Source organism: Piscinibacter gummiphilus, from assembly GCF_032681285.1.
Lineage (GTDB): Bacteria > Pseudomonadota > Gammaproteobacteria > Burkholderiales > Burkholderiaceae_C > Rhizobacter > Rhizobacter gummiphilus_A.
This window is the reverse complement of sequence record NZ_CP136336.1, coordinates 545,001-558,319: the sequence shown is the minus strand read 5'-3', so window position 1 is coordinate 558,319 and position 13,319 is coordinate 545,001. Positions and strand designations below refer to the sequence as shown.

Sequence of the window (13,319 nt, the reverse complement as noted above, 5' to 3'; positions counted from 1 at the left end):
AAGGTGAGCAACACCTCTTGCGCAAGATAATCAACTGTTTATCATTTGCGCAAGTTGCGGCGCCTGCTCGTACCGCAGCGACACCCCACCGATTCACATCCACCCGGAACGCCATGCCGACATTCGCCTGCCTGCCGACCCCACGCCGATCGTGCGTCGTCGATGCAGCCATCGTCGTGGTGGCGCCGCCAGGGCCGTTGCTCACCTGAGTGCTCTTGCCCCAAGAGCGCCGCACGGCCCGGGATGCGTCAGACGCCCCGGGCCGTTTTGTTTTCGTCGTGCGGACACGCGTCCGCCAAGGAGCGCCTCATGAAGTTCGTCATCGCCAAACCAAAGCCACGCAACCCGTTTGCCGCCGCCGCACGCGGCCGCCGGGCCGGCAGCCACCGACTTGGCACCGGCGCGCAGCGCCAACGATCGCGCCAGGAAGTGCGCCAGACCCTGGCCCAGCTCGACCCCCGCAAGGACAGCCCATGACCCTTGCCCGCCACGTGCGGGCAATGCCTGAAAGACCTCACCATGACCCATCTCAGACTCGTGACGTGGACCCCCGCCGAGGCCACGCCCCGCCCTCCCGCCCACCCCCTGCGGCGCCTGGCCGCCGCCGTCCTGCGAAGCGCGAGTCGCCTGCTGGCGCGCATGGCACAGCGCGTGGGCGAACCCAGGATCGCGACCCCGCCGGTGCTGCCCGAGACGCTGGAGTTCTACGCCGACGCCGGCGCTCCGGAAGGCGCGCTCTACCTCGATGGGCACCTGATCGGCCACCTGCCGGGCGTGAGGCGCCTGTGAGGCCCTAGGGCACACTCGCGGCCATGCCGCCCCTGCTCTCGCTGGACCACGTCGACAAGCGCTACGCCAATGGCGTGCTGGCCTTGCACGACGTGTCGCTGGCCGTGGGCCCGCATGAGTTCGTGTCGCTGCTCGGGCCTTCGGGTTGCGGCAAGAGCAGCGTGCTGAGGCTCGTCGCAGGGCTCGACGGGGCCACACGCGGCAACGTGTCCGCCCCGGCGCTCGAGCGCCGCGCCCCGGCCGACACCGCCTGCGTCTTCCAGGACGCCACGCTGATGCCCTGGGCCAGCGTGTTCGACAACGTGTGGCTGCCGTTGCGCATCGCCGGCCAGTCGCGTGCACAGGCGGCGGAGCGTGTCGACGCCGTGCTGCGCCTCGTGGGCCTCGCCGACTTCGCCCAGGCCCACCCGGCCGAACTGTCCGGTGGCATGAAGATGCGCGCCTCGATCGCACGCGCACTGGTCGCCCAACCGCGGGTGCTGCTGATGGACGAGCCCTTCGCCGCGCTCGACGAGTTCACCCGCCAGAAACTCAACGACGACCTGCTGCACTGGTGGCAGGCAAGCACGCTGGCGGTGCTCTTCGTGACGCACAGCATCTACGAGGCGGTGTACCTCAGCCAGCGCGTGCTGGTGATGGGCGCACGGCCCGGGCGGGTGGTCGACGAGGTGGTGGTCGACGAGCCCTACCCGCGCCGCCCGGCGTTTCGCAGTTCCGATCGCTTCCTCCACATCTGCCAGCGCATCGGCCAGGCGCTCGAAGCGTCACAGGTGGCCAGCTGATGCGGCGCGCATTGCCGGTGTTGACCCTGCTGGCGCTGGTCGCGGCGTGGGAAGCGCTGGTGCGCCTCGCCCACATTCCCCACTACACGCTGCCCGCACCCAGCCTCGTGGTGCAGACGCTGGTGGCCAACTTCGGCTCGCTGGCGGCGAGCTGGTGGTTCACGCTCAAAATCACCTTCGGCGCGCTGCTGCTCGCGTGTGCTGGCGGTGTGTTGATCGCCGCTGTCTTTGCGCTCTCGCGGCCGGTCGAGCACGCGCTCTTTCCGATTGCCGTGGTGCTGCAGGTGACACCCATCGTGGCCGTGGCGCCGCTGATCCTCATCTACGTCGAGAGCACCACCGCCGCGCTGCTGCTGTGCGCCTGGATCGTCGCCTTCTTTCCCATCCTCTCCAACACTGTGATCGGCTTGCGCGCGGCCGACCCGCAACTGCGCGATCTCTTCCGCCTCTACCGCGCCACACGGGTGCAGCGCCTGCGCTGGCTGCTGGTGCCGAGCGCCTTGCCCTACTTCGTGGCGGGGCTGAAAATCTCCGGCGGCCTGAGCCTGATCGGCGCCGTCACCGCCGAGATGGTGGCCGGCGCCGCGGGCCGCGAAACGGGCCTCGCCTCGCGCATCCTCGAAGCGAGCTTCCGCACCGAGACGCCGAAGATGTTTGCCGCGTTGGCCCTGCTGGTGCTGACCGGCGTGCTGATCTTCTGGAGCTTCAATGCGCTGTCGCGTGCCCTGCTCGGGCGCTGGCATGCCGTGGAATCCTCCAGAGCCGATTGACCTTTCTCTGGAGCCTTCATGCGCACACTCGCCCTCGCCACTCTGGCCGCCCTTGCCTGCAGCACCGCCGTCGCCCAGGACAAGGTGACCTTCGCGACCAACTGGAAGGCTCAGGCCGCGCACGGCGGCTTCTACCAGGCCGTGGCCGATGGCACCTACAGGAAGTACGGGCTCGACGTGACCATCCAGCAAGGCGGCCCGCAGGTGAACAACCGGCCGCTGCTGCCCGCCGGACGCATCGACTTCCTGATGACGGGCAACCTGCTGCACAGCTTCGACAACGTGAAGAACGGCGTGCCGACCGTGGTGGTCGCCGCAATGTTCCAGAAAGACCCGCAGGCGCTCATCGCGCACCCGGGCCAGGGCTACGAGAACTTCGCGGCCTTGAAGAACGCGCCGGTCGCGCTGATCGCGAAAGACGGCCAGTTCAGCTGGTGGCAGTGGCTCAAGGTCACGCACGGCTTCAAGGACGAAGTGCTCAAGCCCTACAACTACAACCTCGGCCCCTTCCTGGCGAATCCCAAGTCCATCCAGCAGGGGTATTCGGTGGCCGAGCCGATCTACGTGCAGAACCAGGGCAAGTTCAAGCCGGTGGTGCACCTGCTGGCCGACCACGGCTTCTCGACCTACTCGACGCTGATCGAAGCGCGCGCCGAGACCGTCAAGGCCAAACCGGACCTGGTACAGCGCTTCGTCGACGCCTCCATCATCGGCTGGGTGAACTACCTCTACGGCGACCGCAAGGCCGCGGCGGCGCTGATGATGAAAGACAACCCCGAGATGACCGAGGCCGAGATGGAAGCCTCGGTCGCGCTGATGAAGCAGCAGGGCATCGTCGACTCGGGCGAGTCGCTTGCCGCAGGCATTGGTGCGATGAGCCAGGCGCGCATCAACGACTTCCATGCGCAGATGGTCAAGGCCGGCCTCTACAAGGCGGGCGAGGTCGATCTGTCGAAGGTGGCGGCGCTGCAATTCGTGAACAGACGCGTGGGCCTCGACCAGAAGGCCAAGCTTGGCGGGCGCTGAGGCTCAAGTCGGCCGCGGCGGCGGCCGATAACCACGGTAAGAAGTACCTCCTTTTCGACGAGCCGACGTGGACCCGATCGCAACGCCCCCTTCGTTCGTCACGCAAGCGCTGCGTGACCTGGACGCCTGGGTGAGGCATTTCCGCGATGCCGAGATCCCGGTGCTGGGCAGCACGGCCGACGCGCTCGAAGCGATGCGGGCGAACGAGGACGACGTCGACGCGAACCTCATCGGCGAGATGGTGGCCGACGACCCGCTGATGACGCTCAAGGTGCTGGCCTATGCCTCGACACACCGGCCGCCGCGGCTCATCACCGACGTCGAAACCGTGACCGCGGCCGTGGTGATGATGGGCATTTCGCCGTTCTTCGGCAATTTCGGCCGGCAACCGGCCATCGAAGACTGGCTGGGTGACCAGCCAGAGGCGCTCGAAGGCGTGGGCGAGGTATTGCGCCGAGCACACCGCGCCGCGCAGTTCGCGCTGTCGTTCGCCGTGCACCGCATGGACCACGACGCCGCCGTGATCTACGAGGCCACGCTGCTGCACGACTTCGCCGAGATGCTGCTGTGGTGCCATGCCCCGACGCTCGCGCTCAAGATGCGCAGCGCGCAGAAGGCCGACCCGACGCTGCGCTCGCATGCGGTCCAGCAGCAGGTGCTCAACATCCAGCTCTTCGACCTGCAGCAGGCGTTGATGCGCGCCTGGGCTCTGCCCGAGTTGCTGATCCGGATCACCGACGATCGCCACGCCCGCCACCCGTCGGTTCAGAACGTGATGCTGGCCGTGCGCCTCGCCCGCCACAGCGCCGAGAGCTGGGACAACCCGGCGATCCCCGACGACATCACGGCGCTGGCGCAGCTGCTCAACCTCTCCGAGCCGGCCACGCTGCAGTTCGTGCGCGACATCGAAAGCTGAGGTGGGAACGGCGCCGCTTGCCAAAACCGGCCACACGCGGGAACCTACGGCTCTCTCGTCTGCACGAACCGCCATGGCCAACGCTCACAAGGCAGTCAACCAGGGGGTCGCGCCGGTCACCTACGGCACCGGCACCCGCCCACCCCGCGGCGACTACGCCTCCGCCCGCGCCGACTACACCTGCGAACAGCAGTGGTCGCGCTACACCCCCGACGACCACGCGCTCTACGAGCGCCTTTACCAGCGTCAGGCCGCGCAGTTGCCGGGCCTGGCCTGCGAGGAATTCATCGCCGCCGTCGCGCAGCTCGGCGAGCCGCATCACATCCCGCGCTTCGATGCGTTGTCGGAGCGGCTGCACCGCGCCACGAAGTGGGAGGTGGTCGCCGTGCCCGGCCTCATCCCGGAAGAGGCTTTTTTCGCGTTGCTGGCGCAGCGGCGCTTTCCCGTCACGGGCTGGATCCGTAAGCCGGAAGAGTTCGACTACGTGGTCGAGCCCGACGTCTTCCACGACCTCTTCGGCCACGTGCCGCTGCTCTTCAACCCGGTCTTCGCCGACTACATGCAGGCCTATGGCGCGGGGGGGCTGAAGGCCAGCCGGCTGCAGGCCTGCGAGTACCTCGCGCGTCTCTACTGGTACACGGTGGAGTTCGGTCTCATCGCCACGCCGCAGGGCCTGCGCGCTTATGGCGCGGGCATCCTCTCGTCGGCCGGCGAGCTGCGCCACAGCGTGCAGAGCCCAGCACCGCAACGCCTGGGCTTCGACGTCGAACGCATCATGCGCACCCGCTATCGCATCGACGACTACCAGACCACCTACTTCGTCATCACCGGCTTCGAGCAGCTCTTCGACGCCACGGCGCCCGACTTCACGCCGCTCTACGAACGCGTGTCGCGCGAAGGCGAACTCGCCGCCGACTCGCGGCTGCCGAGCGACCGCGTCTATTGAGGCCCTACTCCGGGACGACCGTCCCGAGCACCGCCTGCAGCACCAGCGGGTGGTCGACCATGTGCACGTGCGCCATGCCGACCAGATGGCGGTTGTCGGCACCGGGCAGCGTGGCCGTGGAAGCCGGGAAGACGACGTTGTCGCAGTGGCTGTAGAAGCAGATGAAGCGCTCGAAGTGCTGGGCCGGCTCCAGCGCTTCGAGCGCGCGCTGCCAGTCGGTGCCGAGCGCCATCTCGCGCGCATTCTGCGTGCTGGCAAACCGCGCGAGCCAGGTGCCGCGATGCGGGCTGCCGATGGTCACAACACGGTGCACCCGGCCCGCGCCGCTGGCGGCGTACCACGCACGAATCGCCAGCCCGCCCATGCTGTGGCCGACGAGCACCGGCGCCTGCCCGGTGCTGTGCTCGAGGCGCTTCACGGCGTCTTCGATGATGGGCACATAGTCGCTGATGGTGCCGAACACGGGCTCGAGGTTGACCGCGATGAACGGCACGCCCCGCACGCGCAACTGCGGCATCCAGCGGTTCCAGAAGCCGCGGTTGCAGACGAAACCGTGCACCAGCACCACCCCGCGGCGGCCCGATGAGGGGGGCAGATGGTCAGGCTCACGGCGAGAGCGGAAGGGTTGCTGCCAGCAGAAGACCCGCGGCGCCGCCAGGACTTCGGCCCACCACGCCTTGAAAAGCTGCGCGGCCGATGCCTTGGGCGCGGGATCGTTGCCGTGCACGAACCAGACGAGCACGAGTTCGATCGCGAGAAAGATCGCATAGCCGAACACCAGCAGCGCCGCGCCCGCCCACGCCCAGGTCGTGTAGCCGCGTTGCACGCACCAGAGGGCCCATGCGACGGCGGTGGCAAGGAGCCCGAGGGTGATGAACTGCTGGAGCCTGGCGAGCATGCGGCGATGCTACGCGACCAGCTGTACGTCTCTTCCCGTCAATGACATGGCCAAGCCGGTGGCCAGCCGGTTGGCCACGCCGTACACCGAGAGTTGCGGGTTGGCGCCGATGCTCGTGGGGAACAGCGAGCCGTCGTGCACCGACAGATTGGCCAGTTGCCAATGCACGCCGTCCGGGCGCACCACGCCCTGCCGCTCGTGCCCGGCCATCGCGCAGCCGCCCATCACATGCGCGCTCACGACGCGCGTCAGCAGCGGCTTCATCGGCAGCGCCTGGATCGCCTCGCGCGCCTGTGCCCAGCTGGTGTATTGGCGCGCCATTTCGTGCACCGGCGACACCTGGCGCGCCCCGGCGGCAAACTGGATCTCGGCCATGCTCAGGAACGCACGACGGGCGCCGTCCATCACGTAGTCGTTCAAGGGGTAGTCGAGCACGGGCGATCCGTCGTCGCGCAGTTGCACGGTGCCCCCCGGGGAATCGGCGTGGAAGCCGTCGCGCAGCAGGGCGAGCAGGCCTTGCGTCTGGGGAAACTGCTTCAGGAGGTCTGCCTGCGCCTGCCCGTGGCCGGTGAGGGTGGTCGAAACGATCACCGGATGCATCGGCGGCGCTTCGAGCTTGTAGCCCATCGGCCCGTCGATCGGCTGGCTGTGCAGGAAGTGGTCGCTGTAGAGCGTCTGCGGCGCGCCGCTCCAGGCTTCGACGCGCTCGTCGAAGGTGGCGGCCGAGATCACCACCGGATGGAGAAAGGTTCGCTTGCCGAGCAGGCGGTGCGGATCGGGCACGCCCGATCGCATCAGCAGCGCCGGGCTGTTGATTGCGCCACCGGCGACGACGAAATGGCGGGCGACGATGCGTGTCGGAGCGGCCCCGTGAACGGGCGCGCCGTTGCCCGCGACCGGCGTGCACACGAGCGCCTGCACTTGGCCGTGGCCCACCACGAAGGCGTCGGCGCGGGTCTCCACGAGCAGCGTGGCGCCCCGGTCGAGCGCGGTCGGGATCGTGGTCACCAGCATCGACTGCTTGGCGTTGGTGGGGCAGCCCATGCCGCAGGAACCGAGGTTCCAGCAGCCTTTGACATTGCGCTGGATGCCAGCCGCAGAGATGCCCAGGCGACGCGCACCGGCACGCAGCACCTCGTTGTTGCGGTTGGCCGGCGTCAGCCAGGGGCCGATGTTGAGGCGCTGCTCGGCCTGGGCGAACCACGGCGCCAGCGCCGCCTCGGTGTAGTCGGTCAGCCCGAAGTGCTGCTGCCAGTGCTCCAGCGTGGTGGGCGGCGTGCGGAAGGAACTCGTCCAGTTCACCGTGGTGGAACCACCCACGCAGCGGCCTTGCAGGATGGTGATCGCCTTGTCGGCGGTCTTGCGGCCCGCGGACTCCTGGTAGAGGCTCGGGTAGGCCTCGCTCTCGAGCTGGCGGAAGTCGCTGCTGCTCTTGAGCGGGCCTTCTTCCACCAGCACGACCTGCAGCCCGGCGTGCGTGAGCAGCTCGGCGGTGATGCCGGCACCGGCGCCACTGCCGATGATGGCCACGTCGCAGGTGATGCGAGCGGGCAAGGGCCCGTGCGCGCCGCCGCGCACGCGCCAGCCCCGTTGAAGGCCGCTGCGTATCGGGTCGGGGATGGTGCTGGCGGTCGTGCTGGTCATATCGGCCGAGGCCCCGGGTAGCCCATCAGCCGCCACGCCGAGGCATCGGCATAGAAGGCGGCATTGGTGAGGTCGCGCAGGGCGTGGTACGCCTGCTGACGCGCAGCGAGGCCCGACAAGCGCATGTCATCGAAGGCCGCCTGGATCTCGGCAACGCTCGCGTCCGGCCAGTCGGTCGACAGGCCGGCGAGCAGGCGGCGGCCGGCGCCGTTCGAAAGAATCGCGAGCAGTTGCGAGAGTTCGGCCTGTACGGCGGCGGGGAACGCGAGGATGACGTCGTCCAGGCGCTTGAGCTGCGCGGAGAGCGCTGCGCGTTGTTCGGAGGCGGCCCGAGGCAGGCTGCCGTCGAGCACGGCGCGGGCGACCGCTTCGAACACCCGCTTTCCCGAGTCGGTCAGCCGGCCAGCGGCCAGCCCGGGCTGGAACAAGGCCACGCCGCCACCGGCCAGTGCGAGCAGCGCAGCGGCGCCCACGCCGAGTTTCAGAAGGCTGCGTCGTTCCATGTGGCGGTCAGTGTTGCATCATTCCCCCGCAACGCCGTAGAGACACACGACTACTCGGCGCCCAGAGAAACCCGCGCTTGAACGATGTCTACACCTGCTGCCTTGATCCTCGGCCACCTGGAAACCGTCGAACATGAACGGCGCCTGCGGGCAGCCTCACCCGAGCTGCACATGCGCGTGCAGGCTTTGAAGGCCTATCAGCAGCGTCGCTTCGCGCACACCTATGCGGACCTGCTGGCGACGCCGCGCTATGGCGCGGCAGCGCGGTTCTTCCTCGACGAGCTGTACGGTCCGAGCGATTTCAGCCACCGCGACGCGCAGTTCGCACGCGTGGTGCCGGCCCTGGTGCGCCTGTTTCCGCGCGACGTGGTCGCGACCGTGGCCACGCTCGCCGGCCTGCATGCACTGTCGGAGCAACTCGATTCAGCGATGGCACATGCGCTCGACGGCCCCGAAGTCGATGCGCTGGCCTACGTGGCGGCCTGGCGGTCCGTCGGGCACGCGCGTGAACGAGAACAGCAGGTGGCGCTCACCCTCGACGTGGGCCGCGAGCTCGACACCCTTACCCGCAAGCCCCTGCTGCGTCACAGTCTTCGGATGATGCGTGGGCCCGCACGCGCGGCGGGTCTGTCCGCCTTGCAAGGCTTTCTGGAAAGCGGGTTCGACACGTTTCTCGCGATGCGAGGCGCACAAGAGTTCCTCGGCACGGTGAGTACCCGCGAGCATGCGTTGCTGAGTGCACTGTTTGACGCAGAAGATGCGGCCGCCTTGAAGGCGCTAGGACAACTACCGTAGCCGCCCTTCTTCGGCGGCTGGATCATCCGCGCGGTCAAAACTCGGCGTGAACAGCATGGAAAAACCCTGGCTGAAGAGCTATCCCCCCGGCGTCCCGACCGACGTCAACCTCAACCAGTACAACTCGCTCGTCGAGTTGCTCGAGGAGTCTTACGCCAAGTACGGCGAGCGCACCGCTGCGATCTGCATGGAGGCGTCGCTCAAGTTCCGCGACATCGACCGCATGTCCACCGCCTTGGCCGCCTGGCTCCAGGCCAAAGGCCTGCAGCCGGGCGCGCGCGTGGCGATCATGATGCCCAATGTGCTCCAGTACATGCCGACCATCGCCGCCATCTTGCGCGGCGGCTTCGTGGTCGTGAACGTCAACCCGCTCTATACGCCGCGCGAACTGGAGCACCAGCTCAAGGATTCCGGCGCCGAAGCAATCTTTATCCTGGAGAACTTCGCCAAGACGCTGGAGCAGGTGATCGGCAACACCAAGGTGCGCCACGTCGTGCTGGCCTCGATGGGTGACCTGCTCGGCGCGGCAAAAGGAGCGCTGGTCAATCTTGTCGTGCGCAACGTCAAGAAGATGGTGCCGCCGTTCCGCTTGCCGGTGGGCGATGGGCGCACGGTCACCCGTTTCAACACGGCGGTGTCCGAAGGTTCACGTCAGACCTTGCAGCGCCCGAAACTGACACCCGAGAGCGTGGCGTTCCTGCAGTACACGGGTGGGACGACCGGCGTTTCAAAGGGGGCCACCTTGCTTCACCGCAATGTGGTCGCCAACATCCTGCAGTCCGAAGCGTGGTTCCAGCCGCGATTGGCGACGATCGACGCGAATGTCCAGATGGTCGCCGTGTGCGCGCTGCCGCTTTATCACATCTTCGCGCTGACGGCCTGCTACATGCTGGGCGCGCGGTTGGGCATTCTCAACCTGCTGATCCCGAATCCGCGTGACATCCCAGGCTTCATCGACACCTTGCGCAAGCACCAGGTCCACATGTTCCCCGCGGTGAACACCTTGTTCAATGCGCTCGCGAACCATCCCGATTTTCCGAAGCTCGATTTTTCGGGTCTGAAGATCTCGAATGGCGGCGGCATGGCCGTTCAGCAGGCGACGGCGGAGCGTTGGCTCAAGATCACGGGCTGTCCGGTGGTCGAAGGCTACGGCCTTTCCGAAACATCGCCCGTGGCCACGATCAATCGTTTCGACATCTCTGCTTTCACTGGATCGATCGGCCTGCCGGTGCCACTGACCGACATCGCCATTCGAGATGACGACGGGCGTGACGTCCCATACGGAGAACCTGGCGAAATCTGCATCCGCGGCCCACAGGTCATGGCGGGCTACTGGAACAGACCGGACGAGACCGCGAAGGTCATGACGCCGGATGGCTTCTTCAAATCCGGCGACGTGGGAGTGATGGATGCGAACGGCTACACCAAGATCGTCGACCGCAAGAAGGACATGATCTTGGTGTCCGGCTTCAACGTCTACCCGAACGAAATCGAGCAGGTTGTGGGGTTGCACCCTGGTGTGCTCGAGTGCGCCGCGATCGGCGTCCCGGACGAGAAGTCCGGGGAAGTGGTCAAGCTTTTCGTGGTTCGAAAAGACCCAACGCTCACGGAGGAGGCGTTGTTCGACTATTGCACCCAGAATTTCACTGGCTACAAACGTCCGAAGCACATCGAGTTCAGAAACGACTTACCAAAGTCCAACGTTGGCAAGATTCTTCGGCGAGAGCTGCGCCCCACGACGGCGTAGAGAAGCTGTCAGCGCTCCAAAATAGGTCGCAAGCAAGCGACCTTTTTTGTGTCAGAGAAGAGGCAGCGCTTTTTAGGGCATAGGGCTCCCGCGCCGCGCACAAAAGCAAAAACCCCCGCCACGAACGTGACGGGGGTTTTCTATTAATAGCCTGACAATGTCCTACTTTCACACGGGAATCCGCACTATCATCGGCGCTGAGGCGTTTCACTGTCCTGTTCGGGATGGGAAGGAGTGGGACCACCTCGCTATGGTCATCAGGCTTAACCGATCACCGCTTTGAAACTCAAAGCGGCCAATTTGTAGAGTCGCACAGTATTTACCTGTGATCAGCAATATGATTGCGCCACTTCAATCTGAAGACTGACATAACAGCTTACCCATTCGACATTCGTCAAAATTATAGGGTCAAGCCTCACGAGCAATTAGTACTGGTTAGCTTAACGTATTACTACGCTTCCACACCCAGCCTATCAACGTCCTGGTCTCGAACGACTCTTTAGGGGGCTCAAGGCCCCGGCAAGACTTATCTTAAGACGAGTTTCCCGCTTAGATGCTTTCAGCGGTTATCTCTTCCGCACATAGCTACTCGGCAATGCCACTGGCGTGACAACCGATACACCAGAGGTGCGTCCACTCCGGTCCTCTCGTACTAGGAGCAGGCTCTCTCAATCTTGCAGCGCCCACGGAAGATAGGGACCAAACTGTCTCACGACGTTTTAAACCCAGCTCACGTACCTCTTTAAATGGCGAACAGCCATACCCTTGGGACCGGCTACAGCCCCAGGATGAGATGAGCCGACATCGAGGTGCCAAACACCGCCGTCGATATGAACTCTTGGGCGGTATCAGCCTGTTATCCCCAGAGTACCTTTTATCCGTTGAGCGATGGCCCTTCCATACAGAACCACCGGATCACTTAGTCCTACTTTCGTACCTGCTCGACTTGTCAGTCTCGCAGTCAAGCACGCTTATGCCTATGCACTATCAGCACGATTTCCGACCGTGCCTAGCGTACCTTCGAACTCCTCCGTTACGCTTTGGGAGGAGACCGCCCCAGTCAAACTGCCCACCATACACTGTCCCCAACCCGGATAACGGGCCAAGGTTAGAACCTCAAACACACCAGGGTGGTATTTCAACGTTGGCTCCACGACACCTAGCGGCACCGCTTCAAAGCCTCCCACCTATCCTACACAGATCTGTTCAAAGTCCAATGTAAAGCTACAGTAAAGGTTCATGGGGTCTTTCCGTCTTTCCGCGGGGAGATTGCATCATCACAAACATTTCAACTTCGCTGAGTCTCTGGAGGAGACAGTGTGGCCATCATTACGCCATTCGTGCAGGTCGGAACTTACCCGACAAGGAATTTCGCTACCTTAGGACCGTTATAGTTACGGCCGCCGTTTACTGGGACTTCAGTCAAGAGCTTGCACCCCATCATTTAATCTTCCAGCACCGGGCAGGCGTCACACCCTATACGTCGACTTTCGTCTTTGCAGAGTGCTGTGTTTTTAATAAACAGTTGCAGCCACCGATTCTCTGCGGCCTCATTGGGCTCACCAAGTAAATGGATCACCTACTAAAGGCACACCTTCTTCCGAAGTTACGGTGTCAATTTGCCGAGTTCCTTCTCCAGAGTTCTCTCAAGCGCCTTAGAATACTCATCTCGCGCACCAGTGTCGGTTTGCGGTACGGTCGTATGTAGCTGGAGCTTAGTGGCTTTTCCTGGAAGCAGGGTATCACTCACTTCAGCGGCAAGCCGCCTCGTTATCACGCCTCATCTAAACCCTCCGGATTTGCCTAAAGGGTATGACTACACGCTTGAACCGGGACATCCAACACCCGGCTGAGCTAACCTTCTCCGTCCCCACATCGCACTACATATCGGTACAGGAATATTGACCTGTTTCCCATCAGCTACGCATCTCTGCCTCGCCTTAGGGGCCGACTCACCCTACGCCGATGAACGTTGCGTAGGAAACCTTGCGCTTACGGCGAGGGGGCTTTTCACCCCCTTTAACGCTACTCATGTCAGCATTCGCACTTCTGATACCTCCAGCAGCCTTCACAAGCCACCTTCACAGGCGTACAGAACGCTCTCCTACCACGCATATTGCTATGCATCCGCAGCTTCGGTAACTGGCTTAGCCCCGTTACATCTTCCGCGCAGGACGACTCGATCAGTGAGCTATTACGCTTTCTTTAAATGATGGCTGCTTCTAAGCCAACATCCTGACTGTTTTAGCCTTCCCACTTCGTTTCCCACTTAGCCAATTTTGGGGACCTTAGCTGGCGGTCTGGGTTGTTTCCCTCTTGTGTCCGGACGTTAGCACCCGGTGCACTGTCTCCCAAGCTGTACTCTGCGGTATTCGGAGTTTGCCAAGGTTTGGTAAGTCGCCATGACCCCCTAGCCTAAACAGTGCTCTACCCCCGCAGGTAATACTTGAGGCACTACCTAAATAGTTTTCGGAGAGAACCAGCTATTTCCAAGTTTGTTTAG

12 protein-coding genes and 2 rRNA genes (1 of these 14 only partly in view) are annotated in these 13,319 nt (G+C 64.4%); 9 read left to right on the top strand and 5 right to left on the bottom strand.

Annotation, left to right across the window (positions count from 1 at the left end; translation table 11 throughout):
- Positions 1 to 309 precede the first annotated feature (309 nt).
- The 7 genes from RXV79_RS02690 to phhA all read left to right on the top strand — a co-directional run bounded on the left by RXV79_RS02690 (position 310) and on the right by phhA (position 5,229).
- Complete coding sequence (locus RXV79_RS02690; protein WP_316701903.1) at positions 310 to 477, top strand: hypothetical protein; 168 nt, start codon at positions 310 to 312, stop codon at positions 475 to 477.
- Between the two features lie 42 nt (positions 478 to 519).
- Entirely contained in the window at positions 520 to 789 is a 270-nt protein-coding gene (locus RXV79_RS02685) for a hypothetical protein (RefSeq protein ID WP_316701902.1), read from the top strand.
- A gap of 23 nt (positions 790 to 812) precedes the next feature.
- Positions 813 to 1,571: an ABC transporter ATP-binding protein gene (locus RXV79_RS02680; protein WP_316701900.1), complete on the top strand. Its 759-nt coding sequence runs from the start codon at positions 813 to 815 to the stop codon at positions 1,569 to 1,571.
- Positions 1,571 to 2,341, top strand: a complete 771-nt coding sequence (locus RXV79_RS02675) for an ABC transporter permease (protein WP_316701898.1) — start codon at positions 1,571 to 1,573, stop codon at positions 2,339 to 2,341. Before RXV79_RS02680 ends, RXV79_RS02675 begins: the two co-directional genes overlap by 1 nt.
- A gap of 18 nt (positions 2,342 to 2,359) precedes the next feature.
- On the top strand, positions 2,360 to 3,367 hold the full coding sequence (locus tag RXV79_RS02670; protein ID WP_316701896.1) for an ABC transporter substrate-binding protein: 1,008 nt from the start codon (positions 2,360 to 2,362) through the stop codon (positions 3,365 to 3,367).
- A 67-nt stretch (positions 3,368 to 3,434) separates the two neighbouring features.
- Positions 3,435 to 4,283, top strand: coding sequence for an HDOD domain-containing protein (locus tag RXV79_RS02665; protein ID WP_316701894.1), 849 nt, complete (start codon positions 3,435 to 3,437; stop codon positions 4,281 to 4,283).
- Between the two features lie 73 nt (positions 4,284 to 4,356).
- A complete protein-coding gene (phhA, locus tag RXV79_RS02660; protein WP_316701892.1) occupies positions 4,357 to 5,229 on the top strand; it encodes a phenylalanine 4-monooxygenase in 873 nt (290 codons plus the stop codon).
- Positions 5,230 to 5,233: 4 nt separating this feature from the next.
- Here the strand turns inward: phhA and RXV79_RS02655 are convergent, their stop codons facing one another.
- The 3 genes from RXV79_RS02655 to RXV79_RS02645 are packed head-to-tail and all read right to left on the bottom strand — an operon-like array spanning position 5,234 to position 8,274.
- Positions 5,234 to 6,127, bottom strand: coding sequence for an esterase/lipase family protein (locus RXV79_RS02655; protein WP_316701890.1), 894 nt, complete (start codon positions 6,125 to 6,127; stop codon positions 5,234 to 5,236).
- Between the two features lie 9 nt (positions 6,128 to 6,136).
- Positions 6,137 to 7,771 carry a GMC family oxidoreductase N-terminal domain-containing protein gene (locus RXV79_RS02650; RefSeq protein ID WP_316701888.1) on the bottom strand — a complete coding sequence of 545 codons (1,635 nt, stop codon included), beginning with the start codon at positions 7,769 to 7,771 and terminating at the stop codon, positions 6,137 to 6,139.
- Positions 7,768 to 8,274 (bottom strand): hypothetical protein, encoded by a 507-nt coding sequence (locus tag RXV79_RS02645; RefSeq protein ID WP_316701886.1) that lies wholly within the window; start codon positions 8,272 to 8,274, stop codon positions 7,768 to 7,770. Before RXV79_RS02645 ends, RXV79_RS02650 begins: the two co-directional genes overlap by 4 nt.
- Before the next feature lie 102 nt (positions 8,275 to 8,376).
- Between RXV79_RS02645 and RXV79_RS02640 the strand changes: the two genes are divergently transcribed.
- On the top strand, positions 8,377 to 9,069 hold the full coding sequence (locus tag RXV79_RS02640) for a DUF8198 family protein (protein WP_316701885.1): 693 nt from the start codon (positions 8,377 to 8,379) through the stop codon (positions 9,067 to 9,069).
- 55 nt (positions 9,070 to 9,124) lie between these two features.
- Positions 9,125 to 10,816 (top strand): long-chain-fatty-acid--CoA ligase, encoded by a 1,692-nt coding sequence (locus tag RXV79_RS02635; protein WP_316701883.1) that lies wholly within the window; start codon positions 9,125 to 9,127, stop codon positions 10,814 to 10,816.
- Between the two features lie 149 nt (positions 10,817 to 10,965).
- Here the strand turns inward: RXV79_RS02635 and rrf are convergent.
- Positions 10,966 to 11,078, bottom strand: a 5S ribosomal RNA gene (rrf, locus tag RXV79_RS02630).
- 142 nt (positions 11,079 to 11,220) lie between these two features.
- Positions 11,221 to 13,319: ribosomal RNA gene (locus RXV79_RS02625) — 23S ribosomal RNA — on the bottom strand; it runs 776 nt beyond the window's last position.

Coding starts and splice junctions, on each gene's coding strand:
- RXV79_RS02670 (WP_316701896.1), top strand. CDS start 2,360: ATGCGCACACTCGCCCTCGCCACTCTGGCCGCCCTTGCCTGCAGCACC.
- RXV79_RS02650 (WP_316701888.1), bottom strand. CDS start 7,771: ATGACCAGCACGACCGCCAGCACCATCCCCGACCCGATACGCAGCGGC.
- RXV79_RS02675 (WP_316701898.1), top strand. CDS start 1,571: ATGCGGCGCGCATTGCCGGTGTTGACCCTGCTGGCGCTGGTCGCGGCG.
- RXV79_RS02635 (WP_316701883.1), top strand. CDS start 9,125: ATGGAAAAACCCTGGCTGAAGAGCTATCCCCCCGGCGTCCCGACCGAC.
- phhA (WP_316701892.1), top strand. CDS start 4,357: ATGGCCAACGCTCACAAGGCAGTCAACCAGGGGGTCGCGCCGGTCACC.
- RXV79_RS02680 (WP_316701900.1), top strand. CDS start 813: ATGCCGCCCCTGCTCTCGCTGGACCACGTCGACAAGCGCTACGCCAAT.
- RXV79_RS02655 (WP_316701890.1), bottom strand. CDS start 6,127: ATGCTCGCCAGGCTCCAGCAGTTCATCACCCTCGGGCTCCTTGCCACC.
- RXV79_RS02685 (WP_316701902.1), top strand. CDS start 520: ATGACCCATCTCAGACTCGTGACGTGGACCCCCGCCGAGGCCACGCCC.
- RXV79_RS02690 (WP_316701903.1), top strand. CDS start 310: ATGAAGTTCGTCATCGCCAAACCAAAGCCACGCAACCCGTTTGCCGCC.
- RXV79_RS02645 (WP_316701886.1), bottom strand. CDS start 8,274: ATGGAACGACGCAGCCTTCTGAAACTCGGCGTGGGCGCCGCTGCGCTG.